Source organism: Antarctobacter albus (assembly GCF_900101505.1).
Taxonomy (GTDB): domain Bacteria; phylum Pseudomonadota; class Alphaproteobacteria; order Rhodobacterales; family Rhodobacteraceae; genus Antarctobacter; species Antarctobacter albus.
Genome location: NZ_FMZI01000025.1, coordinates 1 through 18,977, shown reverse-complemented (window position 1 = coordinate 18,977; position 18,977 = coordinate 1). Strand labels below are relative to the sequence as shown.

The 18,977-nt window shown below is 65.3% G+C and carries 21 protein-coding genes; 10 read left to right on the top strand and 11 right to left on the bottom strand.

The genetic code is table 11. The annotated features are described in order from the left end of the window. Positions 1–385: 385 nt before the first annotated feature. Together BLQ71_RS24930 and BLQ71_RS24925 are read right to left on the bottom strand one after the other, a co-directional pair. Positions 386–1,273: a glucosamine kinase nucleotide-binding domain-containing protein gene (locus BLQ71_RS24930; RefSeq protein WP_074623660.1), complete on the bottom strand. Its 888-nt coding sequence runs from the start codon at positions 1,271–1,273 to the stop codon at positions 386–388. Between the two features lie 51 nt (positions 1,274–1,324). Next, the gene (locus tag BLQ71_RS24925) at positions 1,325–1,792 is read right to left on the bottom strand and encodes a MarR family winged helix-turn-helix transcriptional regulator (protein WP_074623659.1); all 468 of its coding nucleotides are present in this window, start codon (positions 1,790–1,792) and stop codon (positions 1,325–1,327) included. A gap of 112 nt (positions 1,793–1,904) precedes the next feature. On the opposite strand from BLQ71_RS24925, the gene BLQ71_RS24920 reads away from it, so the two are divergent. Genes BLQ71_RS24920 through BLQ71_RS24900 form a run of 5 tightly spaced genes read left to right on the top strand, consistent with a single transcriptional unit; the run spans position 1,905 to position 8,055 of the window. After that, positions 1,905–3,335 (top strand): sulfatase family protein, encoded by a 1,431-nt coding sequence (locus BLQ71_RS24920; protein ID WP_074623658.1) that lies wholly within the window; start codon positions 1,905–1,907, stop codon positions 3,333–3,335. A gap of 35 nt (positions 3,336–3,370) precedes the next feature. After that, on the top strand, positions 3,371–4,327 hold the full coding sequence (locus BLQ71_RS24915) for a Bug family tripartite tricarboxylate transporter substrate binding protein (RefSeq protein ID WP_074623657.1): 957 nt from the start codon (positions 3,371–3,373) through the stop codon (positions 4,325–4,327). Positions 4,328–4,382: 55 nt separating this feature from the next. Continuing rightward, on the top strand, positions 4,383–4,961 hold the full coding sequence (locus tag BLQ71_RS24910; protein ID WP_074623656.1) for a hypothetical protein: 579 nt from the start codon (positions 4,383–4,385) through the stop codon (positions 4,959–4,961). Then, positions 4,961–6,538, top strand: coding sequence for a tripartite tricarboxylate transporter permease (locus BLQ71_RS24905; RefSeq protein ID WP_074623655.1), 1,578 nt, complete (start codon positions 4,961–4,963; stop codon positions 6,536–6,538). The genes BLQ71_RS24910 and BLQ71_RS24905 overlap by 1 nt, the downstream gene beginning before the upstream one ends. After that, positions 6,538–8,055 (top strand): sulfatase-like hydrolase/transferase, encoded by a 1,518-nt coding sequence (locus BLQ71_RS24900; protein WP_074623654.1) that lies wholly within the window; start codon positions 6,538–6,540, stop codon positions 8,053–8,055. Before BLQ71_RS24905 ends, BLQ71_RS24900 begins: the two co-directional genes overlap by 1 nt. 57 nt (positions 8,056–8,112) lie before the next feature. Here BLQ71_RS24900 and BLQ71_RS24895 read toward each other — a convergent pair whose 3' ends face one another. The 6 genes from BLQ71_RS24895 to BLQ71_RS24870 all read right to left on the bottom strand — a co-directional run bounded on the left by BLQ71_RS24895 (position 8,113) and on the right by BLQ71_RS24870 (position 14,291). Further along, positions 8,113–8,874 carry an ABC transporter permease gene (locus BLQ71_RS24895; RefSeq protein WP_074623653.1) on the bottom strand — a complete coding sequence of 254 codons (762 nt, stop codon included), beginning with the start codon at positions 8,872–8,874 and terminating at the stop codon, positions 8,113–8,115. Next, a complete protein-coding gene (locus tag BLQ71_RS24890; RefSeq protein ID WP_229754967.1) occupies positions 8,871–9,668 on the bottom strand; it encodes an ABC transporter ATP-binding protein in 798 nt (265 codons plus the stop codon). The genes BLQ71_RS24895 and BLQ71_RS24890 overlap by 4 nt, the downstream gene beginning before the upstream one ends. 62 nt (positions 9,669–9,730) lie before the next feature. Next, entirely contained in the window at positions 9,731–10,738 is a 1,008-nt protein-coding gene (locus BLQ71_RS24885) for an ABC transporter substrate-binding protein (protein WP_043144903.1), read from the bottom strand. Positions 10,739–10,906: 168 nt separating this feature from the next. Then, on the bottom strand, positions 10,907–11,656 hold the full coding sequence (locus BLQ71_RS24880) for a Crp/Fnr family transcriptional regulator (RefSeq protein WP_074623652.1): 750 nt from the start codon (positions 11,654–11,656) through the stop codon (positions 10,907–10,909). A 213-nt stretch (positions 11,657–11,869) separates the two neighbouring features. Further along, complete coding sequence (locus BLQ71_RS24875) at positions 11,870–12,421, bottom strand: hypothetical protein (protein WP_074623651.1); 552 nt, start codon at positions 12,419–12,421, stop codon at positions 11,870–11,872. A gap of 205 nt (positions 12,422–12,626) precedes the next feature. Then, positions 12,627–14,291 (bottom strand): winged helix-turn-helix domain-containing tetratricopeptide repeat protein, encoded by a 1,665-nt coding sequence (locus BLQ71_RS24870; RefSeq protein WP_074623650.1) that lies wholly within the window; start codon positions 14,289–14,291, stop codon positions 12,627–12,629. A gap of 256 nt (positions 14,292–14,547) precedes the next feature. Here BLQ71_RS24870 and BLQ71_RS24865 point away from each other — a divergent pair, with 256 nt between their 5' ends. The 5 genes from BLQ71_RS24865 to BLQ71_RS26175 all read left to right on the top strand — a co-directional run bounded on the left by BLQ71_RS24865 (position 14,548) and on the right by BLQ71_RS26175 (position 16,245). Further along, a complete protein-coding gene (locus tag BLQ71_RS24865) occupies positions 14,548–15,087 on the top strand; it encodes a hypothetical protein (RefSeq protein ID WP_074623649.1) in 540 nt (179 codons plus the stop codon). 36 nt (positions 15,088–15,123) lie between these two features. After that, positions 15,124–15,282, top strand: coding sequence for a hypothetical protein (locus BLQ71_RS26535; protein ID WP_157923343.1), 159 nt, complete (start codon positions 15,124–15,126; stop codon positions 15,280–15,282). A 42-nt stretch (positions 15,283–15,324) separates the two neighbouring features. Continuing rightward, on the top strand, positions 15,325–15,558 hold the full coding sequence (locus tag BLQ71_RS24860) for a hypothetical protein (RefSeq protein WP_074623648.1): 234 nt from the start codon (positions 15,325–15,327) through the stop codon (positions 15,556–15,558). A 70-nt stretch (positions 15,559–15,628) separates the two neighbouring features. Beyond that, positions 15,629–15,901, top strand: a complete 273-nt coding sequence (locus BLQ71_RS24855; RefSeq protein ID WP_308421274.1) for a cupin domain-containing protein — start codon at positions 15,629–15,631, stop codon at positions 15,899–15,901. 26 nt (positions 15,902–15,927) lie between these two features. After that, positions 15,928–16,245 (top strand): hypothetical protein, encoded by a 318-nt coding sequence (locus BLQ71_RS26175; RefSeq protein ID WP_133066201.1) that lies wholly within the window; start codon positions 15,928–15,930, stop codon positions 16,243–16,245. A 530-nt stretch (positions 16,246–16,775) separates the two neighbouring features. On the opposite strand, the gene BLQ71_RS26530 is transcribed toward BLQ71_RS26175, so the two are convergent. The 3 genes from BLQ71_RS26530 to BLQ71_RS24835 all read right to left on the bottom strand — a co-directional run. Further along, complete coding sequence (locus BLQ71_RS26530; RefSeq protein WP_157923588.1) at positions 16,776–17,096, bottom strand: hypothetical protein; 321 nt, start codon at positions 17,094–17,096, stop codon at positions 16,776–16,778. A 493-nt stretch (positions 17,097–17,589) separates the two neighbouring features. Continuing rightward, positions 17,590–18,582 (bottom strand): adenosine kinase, encoded by a 993-nt coding sequence (locus tag BLQ71_RS24840; RefSeq protein WP_074623645.1) that lies wholly within the window; start codon positions 18,580–18,582, stop codon positions 17,590–17,592. An 11-nt stretch (positions 18,583–18,593) separates the two neighbouring features. Then, on the bottom strand, positions 18,594–18,977 hold a 384-nt coding region (locus BLQ71_RS24835; RefSeq protein ID WP_139168488.1), incomplete at its 5' end, for an adenosylhomocysteinase.

The following is an 18,977-nucleotide window of genomic DNA, read 5'->3' as shown; positions in this document are numbered from 1 at the left end:
TGTTTGTAACCCATTTTGCCACTTTGACCAGCAAAGTGGACAAGAATCTGTCACATTCCCCGTGTTTCCCGGGCGTCAACGCGACAGCACTTGACATCCACTCGACGCCTCATGCGGAGTTCGCGCCGCTTGGTCAGCCCTTTTCGCCCTGGGATCGCGTGCTTGTGTTCCGCTCTGGGGGCAGCCATGCACCGCCGTGGCTTTGGCCACCCATCCTGCCGCGTTTTGCTGGTCTCGGAACCGTCACGCGTGTCCCCACCGTCAATGACGCCCGCTGTGCCGCGGCTCACGAGCAGACAAACAGGAACAACCCCTGGGCGAATACAGCTAGGATGCGAGGCCGGATTCCGGCAGCGCGTGATCGACACCCAACACAACCAGAACGCTAGGTGCTGGGTCGTGTCCGACGTTCAGCGAATGCCCGCGCGAGGCGCAAGGCACCGTCCAATGCCGTGCCTTGGGGCTGAACGATGCGCCCTTGCAGATCGGGAAGATACGGCCCGTACGCCGGCCCAAGCCCGCCGGTCAGGCAAACCGGCGCCCGCCCCGAAGGATCCAGCACGCCAATGCCACGCCCGAGGTATGCCGCCCCTGCGGTCATCAATGCCACTGCCTGCGCATCGGTATCCGCGGCGGCGACGACACGCGGCGCCCATGTCGCGTATTCGCCCGGGGTCGCGCCCGTGGCAAAGGCCACGATTTCCAGCGCCCCGCCGAATTCCGCCAAAACGGAGGCGGTAAGGTCCGAATGCGCTTCAAGCCCGTCGTGGCATAGCAGAACCCGTTCCATGAGCCCGCGCCCCAACCAGGCCCCCGACGCCTGGTCCGACACCTGCAGGCCCCAGCCGCCGATCCGCGAGGTTTCACCGCTGCGGTGCCCCGCCATGACCGATCCCGTCCCGACCGAAACCAGGATGCCGTCACCAGACCCCAGGGCGCCGGCCAGTGCCGTTTCCAGGTCATCGCCCACGGTCGCATGGGGCAGGCCGCATTCCCGGTTGATCCGCGACGTCACCTCTGAAGTCAGGGCGCCCGCAAGGCCCAGGTGCGCCACGAAACGTTCCCGGCCCTCCGCCTCCAGCCCGGCGGAACCCAGCGCGGCGCCGATCGCGACACGCGTGTTGGCAATGCTCTGGACAAGATCGCTGGTCGCATTGGCCGGCCCGGCGCGTCCCTCTCCCAGGATACGCCCCTCGTAACTGGCCACCACCGCACGGCAGCCAGAGCCGCCTCCGTCCACGGCGATCAGGTAGGGGGGCGCAGGATGTGACATGCGCGGATCATTGGCACAGCGCCGCGGCGCGCAAAAGCCCGAAAGCCTGCTTCAATCCTCCATCACTTCCGACAGGCGCTTCAATCCAAGCCGAAGACCGTCCAGCGCCTCGGGGCCCAGCGCCTCTTCAAGATGTCGGTTCCGGGTCAGGAAGCGCGGGCGCACCTCGTCAAGCTTGGCCAACCCCGCGTCGGTCAGCGCGACCAGCTTCTTGCGGCGGTTGTCGCTGTCATCCTGGAAGCGGACCAGCCCCTGCCCTGCCAGAGCATCCGCCGTCCGGCTGATCTGACCCCGGTCGATACCGCAGGTCCGGCTGAGCTCGGAGATCGAGATCGTTCCCCAGGTGTCGACGATGTTGAGGATCCTGTAGGCCGTCAGGTTGATCGGCTGATCGCGCAGCAGGTCCGCGCCTTGATGGTCCAGCGCCCGGGACAGGACCGCAAGCTGAAAGGTCAGGCGCCCTTCAAGGTCCCTGACCTTGCGCAACTGGTCTTCGAGATCCGCCGATGTAAGCCGCATGGTGCATATCTCTTATATTTGTTGTGTAAACAACATTATTCATGTAATTGCCATATTACTCGATCATTCGAGCAAGACAACCACGGTGCCAAGACAGAGGGAGGGACAACAGATGCGCAAGACGCCGAACGTCCTGTTCCTGATGGCGGATGAACACCAGGCCTTGGCCCTGTCCTGCCTGGGACACGACGTGGTGCAGACACCGAATCTCGACCGGCTGGCCGAGCGTGGCACCCTGTTCGAAAACGCCTATACGCCCAGCCCGATCTGCGTGCCGGCACGCGCCGCACTGGCCACCGGACAGCCGGTGCACCGGACCGGCTACTGGGACAACGCGACCGCCTACGACGGGCGCGTGCCCTCCTGGGGACATCGCCTGCAGGCCGCCGGGGTGCCCGTGACCAGCATCGGCAAGCTGCATTACCGCAACGACAGCGATCCGACCGGCTTTGACCGGCAGATCCTGCCCATGCACATCCAGCAAGGGATCGGGCAGGTCTGGGGATCGGTCCGCAACCCCCTGCCCGACCACCCCCACGGCGGTGAGATGCTGGGCGGGATCGGCGCAGGCCTGTCGAAATACAACCGCTACGACATGAACGTGGCAGAGGCGGCAGAGGGTTTCCTGTCCGAACGGGCGCGGGACGAGTCCCCCTGGGCGGCTTTCGTCAGCTTTGTCGCGCCGCATTTCCCGCTGATCGTGCCGCAGGACTACCTTGACCTGTACCCGGCCAAGGACATGCCCCTACCGCCGGTCCGCCCGGCCAACGGATTTCCGACGCATCCCTGGGTCGCGCGCATGAACGGGATCGAGGATTCGGACGCACAGCTTGGCAATGATGATCGCCGGCGCGAGGCCATCGCTGCCTATTTCGCGCTCTGCACCTTTGTCGATGCCCAGATCGGGCGCGTACTGGACGCGCTGGAGGCGGCCGGCCTCTCCGACGACACGCTGGTCATCTATTCCTCGGACCACGGCGAGCAACTGGGAATGCGCGGGCGGTGGGGCAAGTCCACGCTGTACCGGGAATCCACGCAGGTTCCGCTGATCGCGGCGGGCCCGGGCTTTGCGCCGGACCGGCGTGTCACGACCGCCGTCAGCCTGCTGGACATCGCGCCGACGATCACCGCCGCGCTGGGCCTGTCGCCCGATCCGGACTGGACCGGGCGCCCCCTGCAAGACATCGCGGCCGCCGCACCTGACCCAGACCGCGTCGTTCTGTCCGAATACCACGCGGTCATGTCGCCCTCGGCCGGGTTCATGTTGGCCAATAGCCGGTGGTGCTATCATCACTACATCGGCTACCCGGCGGAGTTGTTCGATCTGCAAAGTGACCCGCTACAGACCCGAAATCTGTCAGGCCACCCGGATGTTGAGCTTGTCGAAAGGTCTTTGCGACACATCCTGTCGGATCTCTGCGATCCCGCGGGGGTGGATGCCCGCGCCAAGGCCGACCAGGACCGGCTTGTGGCCCGGTTCGGCGGCCCCCGCGCCGCCTATGAAACAGGCCCCTCGGGCGCCACACCGGTGCCCGAAGGCTGACCTGCAAGGAGAGAACGGTTGAGGAGGAGAACCGGATGACTTTCGCACGATTGGGGACCGCGCTTGCCGGCGCCGCGCTGATGCTGGGCGCCCTGCCCGCCGCGGCACAGGACTGGGAGCCGCAAGGCCCGGTCAAGATGATGATCGCCTTTTCAGCCGGGGGCGGCGCCGATACGCTGGGGCGGCTGCTGGCCGAAGAGCTGAACACCCGCCACGGCTGGGAGATCATTCCCGAAAACGTCACCGGCAAGGGCGGTGTCACGATGGCCGTTGCGCTCAAGGATGAACCGGCGGACGGGCTGTCCATCGGGATTTCCGTGACCGAGGCCACGGCATACGCGCCGCAGACCATGCGCAGCCCGGCCTACACCCTGTCCGACTTCACCTTCCTGTCCACCATCACCGGCACCCAGATGGGCATCATCGCCAAGTCCGATCGCGGTTGGAGCACCCTGTCGGACGTGATCGCCGCCGCAAAATCCGGCGAGACGATCACCGTTGGCGCCATGAGCCAGAAACTCGCCGATGCGACCTATGTGCTGGCCAAGCGCAACGGCATCCAGTTCACCACCGTGATGACCGGCGGCGGCAAGGCCAGCCTGAACGCGGTGATCGCGGATGACGTCGACATCGGCTGGTCGGCGGGCGCGCAGACCGCATCGGTCAGGGCCGGAGACGTGGTCAACCTGGCCTCTGCCGAGGCCATGCCGCTGAACGTCTCGCCCGATGCGCCGCTGCTCAGCGTCTACGACATGCCCTACACCTTTGGCGTCAAGTTCCTGGTGATGGCGCCGGACGGCCTGCCCGCCGAAGTGCGCGAAACCTGGCAGGCCCGGATCGCAGAGGTGCTGAACGATCCCGACGGCAAGCTGAATGCCTTTACCCGCAAGGTGTTTTCCGGCCCCGAGGTGATCCAGGGCGCCGAGCTGGATGCCTACATGCAGAAAAGTTTCGACGCCAATGCCGAGCTGCTGACCGAATCCGCCGAATGACCGCACCCGGCCCGGGCATCCATCGAGGTCCGGGCCGCACCTGTCGGAGACCGCCATGCCGGACCGAAAGACAGAGCTGATCCTCGGAGCGGTGCTCTTGCTGCTTGGCCTTCTGGCGGGCGCTGTCTGGGTGCCACTCGACAGCGAGACACCCCCGATCTACGAGTTCCGCCGCCAGACCTATATCGGCGACGCCCTGCTGCCCATGCTTGCAGCGCTGGGGATTGCGCTCTGTGCTGCCGTCCATGTCGCGATCACTTTGCTCGATCGCGGGACATCAGATCGGGGTGGCCCGGCTTTCGATCGCCATGCCGCCCTTTTCCTGTTGTCCGTCTTCGCGCTGATGGCCCTGTCCGGGCTGGTGATGTTCTGGTCCGGGCCGCTGGCACTGGCACTGTTCGGGCCAGAGACCGATCCCCCCGCGACCTATCGCCTGATGCGCGGCACCGCCCCGTGGAAATACCTTGGCTTCTCCTTTGGCGGCACGCTGCTGGTCTTCGGGCTGATCTCGCTGCTCGAAGGGCGGATGCGGGCCGGTCGCCTGCTGATCGCCGTACTGGCCGTGGCTGCGCTGATCGCGGTTTTCGATCTCCCCTTTGACACGCTTTTGCTGCCGCCGAACGGGGATTTCTGATGGGTGTCTTCGAATATGTCTGGGCCGGTGTGCTGGCTGTCTTTGCCGGGCCCGCCGCCTTCGAGATCCTTGGGATCGGCGTTCCCATAACCGTCCTGATGACCGCCGCCGGGTTTCTTCTGGGCATCATCGGCGGCGCGACACCCGGTCTGGCCGGCCCCTTCCTCATGGCGGTATCGCTGCCGATCCTTCTGTCGGTCTTTGGCTTCACGCCGGATGCCTTGCTGCCGGTCCTGGGATTTCTCGTGGGCGTGATGAAGGGCGCCACCGTGGGCGGCGCCGTTCCCGCGATCCTCTTCAACACGCCGGGCACCCCGGACGCCATGCTGACCACGCTGGACGGCCACCCGATGGCCCGAAATGGCCAGGCGGGCAAGGCGCTGCGCACGGCGCATTTCGCCTCGGTCACCGGCGACACCTTCTCGGACCTCGTGCTGTTCACCTGTGCGCCCTTCCTGGCCATCGTGGTCGAGGCCTATCTTGGCTTCGGCGAAAAGGCGGCACTGATCCTGCTCAGCCTCGCCTTTGTCGCGGCAGTCGTCGGCGCCTCCCCCATGAAAGGCCTGATCGCCGCCTTCCTGGGCCTTTTCATCGCCTCGGTGGGCACTGGCGAGGACGTCTATTCGCGGCTGTCTCTGGGCACCGACACGCTGTCGACCGGCTTTCCCCTGATCACCGCCGTGCTCGGCGTGCTGATCCTGGGCGAAGTGCTGTATTCCTTCGAACAGATGTGGCGCAACCGCCGCGATGACCGCCCTGCCGGGGAGGCTCCGCAATCCGGCGACAACCGCCTGACATGGGGGGAACGGCGGCGGCTGATGCCCTTCATCTCGGTCTCGGCACTGATCGGAACCGGCATCGGCGCGCTGCCCGGCATCGGATCGACCCTGGCGGCGACGCTGGGCTACGCCACCGGACAGAAGATGCACAAGGGGCCGGTGCCGTTCGGCAAGGGCACCCCCGAAGGCGTCGCCGCCACCGAGGCCGCAAACAGTTCCGTTTCGGGCGCCAACCTGATCCCGGTGCTGTCGCTGGGCATCCCGGGCAATGTCGGTGCGGTCTTCCTGATCCTTGCCGCCGAAAGCATCGGCGGTTTCAATCCCGGCCCCTCGGTCTTTCGCTTTTCCACCGCCGAGGTGAACCCGGAACTGGTCATCGCCTTCGGCCTCTTCACCACGATGATGCTGGCCAACGTGCTGAACTGGATCGTGGGGGGGCATATCATGCGCGCCACGGGCGTCATGGCCCGCATCCCGAAACCCGTGCTGATGCCGATCGTCCTGCTGCTGACCCTGACCGCGATCTACGTCCAGGAAACCGATTTCACCGCGCTCTACTTCGCGATGGGCTTTGCCCTCCTGGGCTGGGGCATGCGCAAGCTGGCGGTGCCGGTTCTGCCCTTCGTGATCGCCTTCATCCTTGCCGGCAACCTCGAACAGACGGTGCGGCAGGCCTTTGCCGCGTCCGGAGGCGACCCGCTGTTCCTGTTCAAGAGCCCGCTTTCGGTCGTCTTCCTGTTACTGGGCCTGCTGGTCATTCTCTTCTTCCTCCGCAAGCCGGCCTCGGAGGGCTCTTGATGACCCGCCCCAACATCCTCTTGATCACCGCCGACCAACATCGCGCCGACTGCCTGGGCGTCGCGGGTCGGCGCGTCCGCACTCCCAACCTGGATCAACTGGCAGAAGAGGGCACGCGCTTTACTTCGGCCATCTGCCCCGCGCCGGTCTGTCAGCCCGCCCGAGCCTCGATCCTGACCGGCCAGCTGTGCCGGACCCACGGCGTCCACGACAACGGGATCGACCTGGACGAAGCCATCGGCACGGCGGGCTTCGCCGGGACACTGGCACGCGCAGGCTATGACACGGCACTTTTCGGCAAGGCGCATTTCTCCAGCTACGATGCCCGCCAGCCGACCGGGCGCCCGGAATGTGTGCTGTCCTCGGTCGATTACGGCCCGGACTGGTTCGGCCCCTACATGGGGTTCGACCATGTCGAGATGATGCTGAGCGGGCCGTCGAACCACCCGCCGCAGGAACCGCCGCGCGGGCTGCATTACGAACACTTCTTCTACGCGGACGGTCGGGGCGCAGAGCGCGCCGCGCTATACCAGGCCGGGCCACGCCCCGGTGCCGCGCAGACCTGGCATTCGCAACTGCCGGTCAACTGGCATTACACCCCCTGGACCGCGGATCGCGCCATCGACTGGCTGCGCCACGGGCGCGACCCGGACAGGCCCTTCTGCGCATGGGTCAGTTTCGTCGATCCGCACCACCCGTTCGACTGCCCCGAACCCTGGTCCCGCCTGCACTCCCCGGAAGATGTCGACCTGCCCCCGCACCGCACCCGCGATCTGGACAACCGCCCCTGGTGGCACCGCGCGGCCCTGGAGAACAAGCCAAAGGGGGATGCCGACGAGGTCCGCGTACGGTCGGAGTATTCCCGGATCGCCCCCCAGTCGGATCAGCAACTGCGCCAGATCATCGCCAACACCTACGGGCAGATCTCCTTCATCGACGCGCAGGTCGGCCGCCTGTTGAGCGCCCTGGCCGAGATCGGAGCAGATGGGAACACGCTGGTCGTCTACACCTCGGACCACGGCGACTGGCTGGGCGATCACGGGCTGATCCTGAAAGGCCCGATGCCCTATGAAGGATTGCTGCGCGTGCCATTCCTGATGCGCGGTCCGGGCGTTCCGGCGGGACAGACCTGTGACGAACCGGTCTCGACCCTCGATCTTGCCGCCACCTTCCACGAGGTGACCGAGGTCCCGCCTGCCCTGCCCCAGCACGGGCAGTCCCTGATCCCGGTCCTGCAGGGCGCACCGCGCCCCTATGCCATGATGGAATGGGAGCTTTTGGCAAACCGCGTGGGCGTGCCGCTGTCACTGCGCACGGTACGCACCCGGACCGCGAAACTGACGATGGACCTGCAAAGCGGTGCGGGCGAGATGTACGACCTCGCGCAGGACCCTTACGAGTTGCACAACCTCTTTGATCGACCTGCCCATGCGGGTGTGCAGGACGAGTTGACGGCGATGCTGCACAGTCGTCCCGACGACATCACGCCCAACCGTCAGGCGGTCGGTCCCGGTTGAGCCGCCGGGCCCGGCGCCCGGCATTTTTGCCGGTGTGCCGTCCCGCCGACCTGTCGATCACCCGGGCGTCCGCTCCGCCCAGCCGGCAAAGACCTTCTCCAGCGCGACCACGACGTAGTAGAGCAGGATCCCCATCAGCGCGAGCGCGATGAGCACCGCGAACATCAGCGGGTAATCCGAGTTGGTCTTGCCACTGTCGAAGAGCGCGCCCAGCCCGCGCCCGTGGGGCGAGACGATCTCCATCAGGTTGGTGCCGATGAAGGCCAGCGTCACCGCCACCTTCAGAGCCCCAAAGAACTCCGGCAGGGTCTTGGGCAGGGCAATCTTCCAGAAGATCGTGGTCTGCGAGGCGCCCAGCGAGCGCAGGATGTCGCGGTATTCCGGCTCCAGCGTCGACAGCCCGATCGAGACCGAGACGGCAATCGGAAAGAACGAGATCATGAAGGCGATCAGCACCGTGTTGAAGTCATGCGCGCCCACGAAAAGCAGCGCGACGATGGGCACCACCGTTGCCTTTGGAACCGCGTTGAACCCGACCAGCAGGGGATACAGCGCATCGCGCATCACGCGCGAGAACCCCATGACCATGCCCACGAGCACGCCAAAGATGATCGCGACCACCAGCCCGACCACCGTCCGCCACAGCGTCTGCCAGCCCATCACCAGGAACAGGTTCCAGTATTTCGCATAGGCCGGTGGCAGGTCCGAGGGCGAGGCCATGACATAGTTGGGCCAGCCGTTGGCCCAGACCAGCAGTTCCCACAACAGGCCAAAGACAATCATCGCGGCGATGGGGACAAGGATCTTTTGCAGGCTCATTGCACCGCCTCCGCCGGGGATCGCCCCTGGGCGATCTGGATCTGGTGCCGCAGCACGTTCAACGCCTCGGCGCTTTCGGGGGTGTAAAGATGTTCGATGTCGCGATCGCCGGTCAGATGCACGTCCATGACATATTGCGTCCGCGCCGGACGGCCGGACAGCACCACCACCTGGTCGGCCAGAAAGATCGACTCGCGCAGGTCGTGGGTGATGAGCACGCCAGTAAAGGGTTCCTCGGCCTTGACCTTGTGCATGGTCTGCCAGAGGTCTTCGCGCGTGAAGGCATCGAGCGCGCCAAAGGGCTCGTCGAGGATAAGCACCTCTGGCTTGTGCACGATGGCCCGGCACAGGGACGCGCGCTGACGCATGCCCCCCGACAGCTCGCTGGGCCGCTTGTCCTCGAACCCTTCAAGGCCCACCAGCGCCAGCAGGTGCCGCGCGCGGTCTTCCTGCTCGCGTTTGTTCATCTTCGTCGAGACAATTTCCAGCGGCAGCATGACGTTCTGCAGAATCGTCCGCCATTCCAGCAGGACCGGGTTCTGAAAGGCCATGCCCACGGTCGAACGCGGCCCCTTGACCCGCTCCCCATGCAACCAGACCTCACCCTCGTCGGGCTTCATCAGGCCGGCGACCAGCCGGGTCAGGGTGGACTTGCCACATCCCGACGGGCCGACAACGGCGACAAAGCCGCCTTCGGGCACGCTCAGTTCCAGCCCGTCCAGCACCGGCAGCGGCCCGGCCTGGGTCTTGTAGGCGTGCCTGACGCCCTTGATCTCGATCAGCGGTTGCGACACGCGGCGCTCCTTGCACAAGAAACCCGCGGCGCAGAGGCTGCGCCGCGGGCCGGGTCAGTCGATCACTTCAGCATCCGTGCCGCGGCATCCGGCAGGTAGGCGTCGGTGAAATAGAGTGATGCGTCGGGCGCGTTCTGGAACTCGTAGGTCTCGGCCAACTGCTCCAACGCCACGTCCAGGCGGGCCGGGTCGATGCCGCCCATGCCGTTGGTTTCGGCGTAATCGGTCAGCACGTTGGCGTCGATCGACAGTTGCAGGCGGCGCTGTTCCAGGTCCGCGTCGGCGGCAGGGTTGCGCGTCATCAGGCTTTCGATGGCGCCCGCCGGATCGGCGATGGCGTCTTTCCAGCCTGCCGCGATGGCAGTCAGGAAGCCGGTGATGATCTCGGGGTTCTCGGCGGCGTAGTCCGTGTTGACGATGATCGCGTTGCCATAGAGCTGCAAGCCGTGATCAGCCATCAGGATGGTCGAGATGTCGTCCTCCGGCACGCCAAGGCGCACGAGGTTCAGGTAGGACGAGAAGGAAAAGCCGGTGATCGCGGCCACGTTGCCTTCGGCCAGCATCGGCTCACGCGTGGGAAAGCCCACCGGCTCGACGGTGATCTTGGACATGTCCAGATCGTTTGCCGAGGCGAAGGCCGGGAACTGCGCCCAGGCGCCATCCGGCGGCGGCGCGCCCAACACCTTGCCTTCGAGATCCTTCGGCGCCTCGACGCCCAGCGATTTGCGGCCCACCACGGCAAAGGGCGGCTTGTCGTAGATCATCATGACCGCCGTCACCGGCGCGCCCGGGTTCTGGTCAAGGAACTTGATCAGCGAGTTGATGTCGGCAAAGCCCACCGGAAAGGCACCTGTCGCCACCTTCGGGATCGCGTCGAGCGAGCCCTGACCTGCGGAGATTTCGACCGAGAGGTCCTGTTCGCCGAAATAGCCATCGTCGATGGCGACGAAGTAGGGCGCCGCAGGGCCCTCGAACTTCCAGTCCAGCGCAAAGGGCACGGCGGTCTCCGCAAGTGCCGCACCGGACAGCGCGACGGTCGCGGCAAGGGCCGCGAAGGTCTGTTTGATCATTGGTCTCTCCCTGTTGGCAACCGGACGCGAGACTGCTGCAGCCCGCGGGCAAGAGGAACGCAACTGGCGCGCGCCATGCCGACGAAACAGGCAACTGCCTCTTTATTGGGGGAAACTGTGCAGTCTGCCCGTTGCTTGTGCAACCTTCATATCCGTGCAGCAGGCGGATCAGGCCTGGTAGGGTCCCCCATCCGCATCGTCGCCTGAGGCCATCATCAGCGCACGCAGGTCCGGAATCTCGAAGACACGCCGGGTCAGCGGACGGATCAAATCATCGCGGACCAGCCCCGCAATCTGCCGCGACACGGTCTCGAAGGTCATGGACAAGAGGTCGGCCACCTGTTCCCGGCTCAGCATCATGTCGACGACACAGCCGTTGTCCGGCGGCTGCGCGGCCTGGCGCATGGCAAGCAGGACCAGCAGGCTGGCCAGTTTCTGCCGCGCGGTCCTGTGGCCCAGAACCCCCAGCCAGCGCCGCGCGGCGTCCAGGTCGTCCAGCGCCTTTTCCATCATGCTGGCCCGCATCCCCGGGACCTGCTCCAGCAGATCCTCGAAGACGTCGGCCCGAAAGGCGCAGGTCTCGACATGGGTCAGCGCCTCGACATCGAATGTCACCTTGTTGCGCCAGGGCTGGCCTATCAGGTCGCCCGGCTGCAAGAGACAGACGATCTGCCGGGTGCCGCGTTCCTGTGTCCGGCTCATCGTGGCAAGCCCGCTCAACATGGTCGCCACCTCGACCAGTTCCGATCCGGCCAGCGCGATCCGGTCTCCGGGCGCGAAACTGCGATAGGTCTTGCCGCGCGCAAGAGAAGGCAGATCCGTCGCGCCCGCACCGGCACATACGCCCACGGAACGTACCGGGCACGACCGGCACTCTGGCAAACCACCGTAGGCAAAGGCTTTTTGTTTCGCGCGCATGCCACGCCTCCTTGCAGGCGTCCTGCCCTTGGTGCCGCAAAGGTAGAAAACGGTGCGCGAGGGATCAATCTTTGGAAGGGCGCCGAAACAGCGCAGGGCAGGACATTTTCGGGTGTTCAATTGGGCCGAACTAGGCGCCGGAAAACGCCTCCGAAAGGCAAGGCGGCCCCCTCGGTCTGTGCAAGACCGAGCGGTCCGCCGCACCTGTGCCTATCAGTACCCGTCGTAGCCAGGTTCGCCTGGTTTTGCGGGTGCGATGACCGGGGCCTTGGGCATCCCCTCGCGGTGCATGCGGGCACAGGCGGCGAATTCCTCGAAGGGGCCATCGAAACCGGGCAAGGGAAAGACGTAGTCCGAAACATGGGACATGAACCGGCGACCGTCACCCGCCTGACGTACGTAGATTTCGTTGTAGATCCAGGTCACGAAACGATGCGCTGCCGCGTAGTCCAGCGTTTCGGCCCAGGTCGCGCGCGCATCGCCGTGGCTCAGCGCGCCGCTGGGTTCGGAAACCGCGCTGTCGTGAAAAGCGGTTTTCGGCGCCATCAGGGTAATGCGGATCTCGTGGTCGTCCGTGGGACGCCGGGATTGCGACTTGGCATCGTAGACAATCTTGAAAAAGACGTCGGCATCCGCATCCACCAGGGTCAGCTCGCAGTCGCCCTTGCCATAGACATTCGGGACGGAATGGGACCATTCGTAGGCCAGGGTGGGCTGGGCGATGCAAAGCAGGAGGGCCGCTGGGAAAAACTTTCTGAAGCTCATTGGAAAAGTCTCGACTCGTCTGTTGGGCCGGGGGAATTCCGGCCGTGTTGGGTGGATACCTCCGCGCCTCCGACAGCGCGGGGTTCTCTCCATCGTAGGGCAGATGTCTGAACCGCAGTTGAACCGATCCGACTGCCGGCCACACTCAACCACGCGTCCGCCCTGAAATCCACAGCCGCACCATCACGAATGCCGAACCGGAACCTCAACGCATCCGGACACCGGAGGCAGACAGCAGCGCGCGCAGCGTTTCGCGCTTGCTTTCCGGGTAGAAAAGCTCGGCCTCCAGATAGCCCTCGACGGTAAAGTCATTGTGCAGCATGCGCAGCCGCGCGGCGGTCTCAACCGCCCGGTCCGGTTGCCCGCGACCTGCCTCCAGGCCGGACAGCAGGGCAAGTACCGGGGGATAGCCCGGCGGCGCCCGGTGCAGGAAGTTCCGCGCGGCCTCGGTATCGCCCTGGAATACTGCCGCGAAAGCAGGACCAAGATTGTACCAGTCCGGCGCCGCATCCCCCTTCATCTCCAACGCGCGTACGCCCCATCGGGCGGCTTCGGCGTAGTCCTCGGTGGTCAAAGCGCCCTGGATCGAGGCCAGGGCCAGCCCGTCGGCATCGCTTGCCAGCTTGTCCGCTGCCTCACGAAGCCGGCGCAGCGTCTCGGTCCGGTTGCCGCGCAAAGCCGCCGTCCAGCTTCCCGCCAGAAGGCTCCGGCCCGATCCCTCGCCTAGATGATAGGCTTGGCGGCCACTGTTGGCGCGCGCATCGCGCAGGGCCTTTGCCTCGTCTCCCCTGACCAGCGGGATCATCGCGCCCAGCACGAAGGACAGTCCGGCCCAGGCCTCGGCATTGCCAGGCTCGATTTCAAGCGCGGCGCGAAAGTGGCGCTCGGCCTCGGTGAAGGCCGGACCGTTAAAGGCGGTGAACCGCTGTCCACCCAACTGGATATGCGCCTCGGGGCTGGCGTCCTCGGGTGGGACGCCGACAAGGCCCGTGCCCAGCCCGGTAATCTGGCCGCTCCAGGGGTTTGCCAGCTCATTGGCGAGTGCGGCAACCACGTCGTCCTGCAGGGTCTGCAGGTCTTTCCTTTGGCCGTCCCAGCGCCGCACCCAGACGATCTGGCTGGTGCTCGTGTCGATGAGATGGCCGGAAATGCGCAGCCCGGCCCCGGACTGCTGAACGGTCCCACCCACGACAAACCGTGCCCCGTGCGAGGCATAGGCCCGCAGCGGCGCCTGCCCCGGGTCTGGCCCTGTGTCCAGAACAGAGGGCGCCAGCACGGACACGGTGTCGAGCTCGCTCAGCGCCACGATGATGTCGCTTTGCAGACCGCGGGAAAACGTCTGCAGGTCCGGCGCGTCGCCGAGCACGTCAAAGCCCAGAACGGCCACAGCCGGGCCCTCACCCTGAGGCTGTATCGAGGGGGCAGGTCCGGAAGCGCGCCCGAACAGCGTGAAAGTCCCCGCGCCGACCGCCAGCACCAGCGCCAGAACGCCCGCGATCGCCCAAGGCGGCGGTCGCCGGGACGGGCGCGCCGCGCCCGCATCCTCCGGCGCGGCAGACACAGCCCCTTCGGGCAAAGCCGGAACCATGAGGCAATAGCCCGTTCCGGGGTTCGTCTGCAGCAGCGCATGATCCTTGTCCCCCAGGGCGCGGCGAATGGTCGAGATCGCCTGCGTGATGCTGTCATCCGACACCGCCGCCCCACCCCAGACCTCTTCGATCAGCACGTCCTTGGACACTTGCCCGGGGTAGGCCCGGGACAGGGTCATGAAGGCGGCAAAGCTCTTGGCCCGGATCGCCACAGGTTCGCCATCCCCAAGCCGCACGGTCCGGCTCCGTTCGTCGAAGTAAATGACCTCTTGCGCAGTCATCGGCGCCGGTTCTCCGCAGCAAGTTCGAGGGCGGCACATCATGGCCCAGTCGGCTCAGGTTACACGGTTTCATCCGGGATTCAGGTCATTTTTGCCGGATTTCAGGGGATTTCGGGTGGTTTCGGGTCTTTTCGCCGGGGCCGTCAGGACATTTTAGCGGCCGGACCCGCAAAACGATTTCACCGAAACGCAACGACGCCAGCCCCTTGCACATATCGGAACACGGCGCCGGAGCACGATCAAAGGATTACGAACAATGAATACCGTCAAAAAGGCACTTACCCTCGTGATGACCATCGCCTCGCTGGAAAGCGGCATCGTCACCGTGGCCGATGCCAGCCCCCTGAACGTCCAGGCCAAGCGCCCCGACCTGCAGGAATACTGCCAGAAGTACCACCGCGCCGATGCCCGGTTGACGTCATATTCGGCGCTGGCGTGGAAGTGCTACAAGTCGCCGACGCAGACCTGGGGCATCTCGGTGAACCGCGCCTGCCAGGACCAGCACGGCCTTCCGAAATCCCGCTATACCTCGGCCGGCGATCCCTATTCCTGGTACTGCTACAAGCCGCGCCCGAAGGCCCCCGGTGTCGACCTGACGCGCTACTGCAAGAAGCACTTCGGTCAAAGCGCCCGTGCCAAGCTGGTGGGCAAGACCGCCCTGGACTGGGTCTGCGCCTCTGGTCAGCACAACCGCTGGGGGATCTCGGTCTCGACCGCCTGCCGCGAACAGCACGGGCTGCCCAAAGCCTCCTACGGCAACCGCAACGATCCCTATTCCTGGACCTGCCACCGCTAGGTGGCAGGCACGGCCCCCGCTTTCGAGGACACTGTCATGACACACCTGATCTCTCACCTGCCCCTCGCCTTTGCCGCGACGCTTGCCTGCGGACTGGCCGCCCTGGCCCCCGCCCACGCCGAACCGGCGATGCTTGCCGCCAATTGCGCCGGCCTGAACTTCGCCGACGTCCTGTGCGAGGCCGTGCGCTTTTGAGCGCGACCCCGCTTCCGGACCTGAAAGGAAAGGACCCACATCATGCTGACCCATCTCGCCGTCGCCGCCCTGACCCTCTGGCCCGTGAACGGCCCGGCCTACAGCATCACGGATTTCTCGAAGGACTGTCGCCTGTCAGGCGGCAGTCCCCGGGTTTATGCCCGGACCGTCGTCTGCGAAGACAGTGCCGGGCGCGACATTCATTGCCTTCGGACCGGCCAGACCGTGACCGGCTGCACCTTCGGCAGCGCCGCGGCATCGGGCCAATTCGAATGATGCACAAGGTTCATGTCCCGCATGATGCAGGACAAGGTTGCACGCCCCGGGACGCACCGGCGGCGCGCATGTGACCTTTGAACCTCGCGCCCGCACCGCATGGCATACCCCCCCCGCAGGCCAGACCATCATCATCACCTTCGGCCGCGGCCGCGTGCAGCGCGAAGGCGGCCCGGTCGAGGAAGTCACCACAGGCGATGTGGTCCTCTTTCCCGCCGAAGAGCGCCATTGGCACGGCGCCGGGCCGGAAAACGCCATGTCGCATATCGCCATGCAGGAAAGCATCGACGGCACGCCGGTCACATGGATGGAAAAGGTCTCGGGCGAGGACTACGCCGGCTGAGCCAGGGCAACGGGCCGGGTTCACGCGTGATCCCTGTGGCGATCCCTGTAGGACGCCTTAAATCTCAGGGAAACAAGGGGATCGACGCGAAACCGGCCCGCGCGCCCCTCATTGAAAAGCAATTGAAATTTTCGGGGCAAGTAAACCGCTCCGAAGCAAAGGAAACCCCGGAGCGCGTGCAAGCGCTGCCGGGATCGAATGCATTCAAGACGCGGGACAGTTTCCGGCAATCCGGGCGCCGCAACTGGCGCCCTTCCCGGAAACAACTGTCCATGATGCGCCGTCTCGTTGCCGAGTTGTTCGCGCATGGCAATGAAGAGGAGGAATGCCCCGCCATCGGGTGATGACCTGTCGTGCCGCTGTCGGATGGCTCCGGCATTGGCTGGCATCACTTGGCCCCGTGGCAACGAGCACACCCGGAACACGGGGCACCTCACGCCAAGGGAGCCGCTCCATCCGCGCTTCTGACCTCTGCGCGACAGCAGAGGGAATGACGCGCCGGGGCTCTCATTCGGCCCGGTGGCAAGCGGTTCCGACTGGCATCACCACAAGCGCGCCAACAAACCCACCGCCACAGGCCAAGCGAGGCAGGCGACCGCCCCCCCGATACGGGGCAGCGCGCGTCTACGGAGCCAGGAAGCGTCGGACCTGTCCCAAGGCTCAAGGATCATCCTTGGCATTGATGGGAGCAGGAGCGAGTGGGGGTCGTACGTCCAAATGCGAGGTGGGGAAATAAAACTGACCTTTATTCGGAAAAGGCGAGACGACCATGAAAAGCAATGAGTTCATTTCGACTGCCTGTTCGGTCGCAGCGCAAACCGCCGTGGACGGCACGTTGGCCGATTGCCGACGTTTCGGAACAGATCCGGCAGTGTCAATGCTGGGTCTGATTGCCACTGGCAACGAAATCACCCGGCTGGCGGCAAAGGTTCTTGAGCAACTCGAAAAGGAGGTCACCAATGGCAACGACCGTCGGTGATATTGCGGTTGAAGTTTCGGCGGACATTGGCCCCTTGCAGCGCGAGCTTGCACGGGGGTCAAACAGGCTGAACAGGTTCGGCGGCGATGCGAAGTCGGCTGGCGTGACGTTCGCCAGGATGGGCGCCAGCGTAGCGGCGATCTCTGCCTCTGGACCAACCTGATCCAGCCGTTTTGAGCGCTGGCAATTGCCGGGCTCTCTTGCCAAGGACATCATGGGCTACTGTCTCATTCTCCTCGTGATCACCGGTGCGGCACTTGGCCTTGGACTGTCTTTCCTGCCCTGAGACCAGTCGGAGAATTGCAGCGGGCGGCGTTCTTCGCCGCCCGCAACGCGGCCGGTTGCGGTCTTTCGGGGGCATTGCTTTGCCCTTGCCTTCACGCACGAACGCAAAAGGCTTTTTGGCTAGGGTTGTCGTGATAAGCTGCCCTCGGAAATCTCGAAACGCTGGCATCACGCGCCCGTGGCGCGGCGAAAGCCCCATCAATAAAGCCCCATCAATGTGGACGGCCTGGCGAGCCGGATTGGTTTGCACCCTCGGGTGATTCATCTATGCAGCGAGGCAATAAGTTCGGGAAAACAAGAGGAAAGAGCCTCGGCGAAGGAACAGACGCCAAGGAACTGCGCGGTCACAAAGCTGTTTTCGCTCCGAGGTCGTTGCGCCGGGGGCCGGAGCGGCGGGACCGCTCCGGTCGTTTTTGTGTTCGATTCAGGCCGCCGGAAGGGCGATGGCACGGGCGGCGGCACCGTCGCGCGCGCCATAATGGCCCAGCACACTGGCCGCCTGCCGCGCGCCCATGCTACCGGCGCGGTCCACGGGCTGCCCCTGGGCCAGTCCGGCCAGAAAGCCGCTGGCATAGGCGTCGCCCGCACCGGTGGAATCGACCACCTGCCCGACGGGTGCCGCGGGCAAATGGTGGCGACCATCCGCATCGGCCACCCAGGAACCCTTCTCATGCTCGGTAACCGCGGCGACGGATACCTTGGACATGGCCCAGTCCAGCGCCGCCTCGGCGCCGTCGCGGCCAGCCAGCGTGCCGATTTCGACATGGTTGCCGATCAGGACATCGACATGGCGCGAGACCGTGTTGCGCATCACACCGATGTTTCTCTCCACACACCCTGCATCCGAGGGCGTCAGCGCTACGGTGGCCCCGGCAGCCTTGGCCGCCTGGCACAGCGTTTCGATCACCGCCGCGCCATGTGGCGCGTCCCAGATATAACCCTCGATGAAGAGAATATCGAAATCCTCCGGCAGCGCCGCGCGTGCCTCGAAGGGCATCAACGTGGTCGCTGCGCCCAGGTAGGTGCTCATCGTCCGTTCACCGTCGGGGGTGACAAGTACCACGCAGCGCCCGGTCCCGTGATCGTCGTTCCGCGCAACTGCGACCGGCGCAGCCAGCCCGAGGCCCAACATCTCCTCGAGGAAGGTCTTGCCAAGATCATCGTCTGCAACCTTGCCGATGTAAGTCCCCCGCACCGGCGTTTCGGCCAGATGGGCGATGGAATTGGCGACCGAGCCGCCGGATTGGCGGACACCCGGTCCGACCTCCTTGAACAGGGCGTGTGCTGACTCGGCCTCGACCAGATGCATCCCGCCCGGCGTCAGACCGTGGCGGCTGACCACCTCGGGCGGCACGGCGGCGACGACATCGACCAAGGCATTGCCCAGGCCCACGATATGCGGTGCGCCTTTGCTCATCACGACCTCCCTCAGTACCGGTAGTGCTCGGGCTTGAACGGGCCTTCGGGCGCCACGCCGATGTAGTCGGCCTGCTCCTTGGACAGTTCGCTCAGCTTGACGCCGATCCGCTCCAGGTGCAGCCGGGCGACCTTTTCGTCCAGGTGCTTGGGCAGGATGTAGACCTTGTTCTCGTACTGGTCGCCGTTCTTGTAGAGTTCGATCTGCGCCAGAACCTGGTTGGTGAAGGAGGCCGACATCACGAAGGACGGGTGACCCGTGGCGTTGCCGAGGTTCAGCAGACGGCCCTCGGACAGCAGGATGATGCGGTGCCCGTTGGGCAGCTCGATCATGTCCACCTGTTCCTTGATGTTGGTCCACTTGTGGTTCTTCAGCGCGGCGACCTGGATCTCGTT

Bases quoted from the DNA above. Each gene is read 5' to 3' on its own strand.
- BLQ71_RS24930 (WP_074623660.1), bottom strand. From the start codon at position 1,273: ATGTCACATCCTGCGCCCCCCTACCTGATCGCCGTGGACGGAGGCGGC.
- BLQ71_RS24925 (WP_074623659.1), bottom strand. From the start codon at position 1,792: ATGCGGCTTACATCGGCGGATCTCGAAGACCAGTTGCGCAAGGTCAGG.
- BLQ71_RS24920 (WP_074623658.1), top strand. From the start codon at position 1,905: ATGCGCAAGACGCCGAACGTCCTGTTCCTGATGGCGGATGAACACCAG.
- BLQ71_RS24915 (WP_074623657.1), top strand. From the start codon at position 3,371: ATGACTTTCGCACGATTGGGGACCGCGCTTGCCGGCGCCGCGCTGATG.
- BLQ71_RS24910 (WP_074623656.1), top strand. From the start codon at position 4,383: ATGCCGGACCGAAAGACAGAGCTGATCCTCGGAGCGGTGCTCTTGCTG.
- BLQ71_RS24905 (WP_074623655.1), top strand. From the start codon at position 4,961: ATGGGTGTCTTCGAATATGTCTGGGCCGGTGTGCTGGCTGTCTTTGCC.
- BLQ71_RS24900 (WP_074623654.1), top strand. From the start codon at position 6,538: ATGACCCGCCCCAACATCCTCTTGATCACCGCCGACCAACATCGCGCC.
- BLQ71_RS24895 (WP_074623653.1), bottom strand. From the start codon at position 8,874: ATGAGCCTGCAAAAGATCCTTGTCCCCATCGCCGCGATGATTGTCTTT.
- BLQ71_RS24885 (WP_043144903.1), bottom strand. From the start codon at position 10,738: ATGATCAAACAGACCTTCGCGGCCCTTGCCGCGACCGTCGCGCTGTCC.
- BLQ71_RS24880 (WP_074623652.1), bottom strand. From the start codon at position 11,656: ATGCGCGCGAAACAAAAAGCCTTTGCCTACGGTGGTTTGCCAGAGTGC.
- BLQ71_RS24875 (WP_074623651.1), bottom strand. From the start codon at position 12,421: ATGAGCTTCAGAAAGTTTTTCCCAGCGGCCCTCCTGCTTTGCATCGCC.
- BLQ71_RS24870 (WP_074623650.1), bottom strand. From the start codon at position 14,291: ATGACTGCGCAAGAGGTCATTTACTTCGACGAACGGAGCCGGACCGTG.
- BLQ71_RS24865 (WP_074623649.1), top strand. From the start codon at position 14,548: ATGAATACCGTCAAAAAGGCACTTACCCTCGTGATGACCATCGCCTCG.
- BLQ71_RS26535 (WP_157923343.1), top strand. From the start codon at position 15,124: ATGACACACCTGATCTCTCACCTGCCCCTCGCCTTTGCCGCGACGCTT.
- BLQ71_RS24860 (WP_074623648.1), top strand. From the start codon at position 15,325: ATGCTGACCCATCTCGCCGTCGCCGCCCTGACCCTCTGGCCCGTGAAC.
- BLQ71_RS26530 (WP_157923588.1), bottom strand. From the start codon at position 17,096: ATGATGTCCTTGGCAAGAGAGCCCGGCAATTGCCAGCGCTCAAAACGG.
- BLQ71_RS24840 (WP_074623645.1), bottom strand. From the start codon at position 18,582: ATGAGCAAAGGCGCACCGCATATCGTGGGCCTGGGCAATGCCTTGGTC.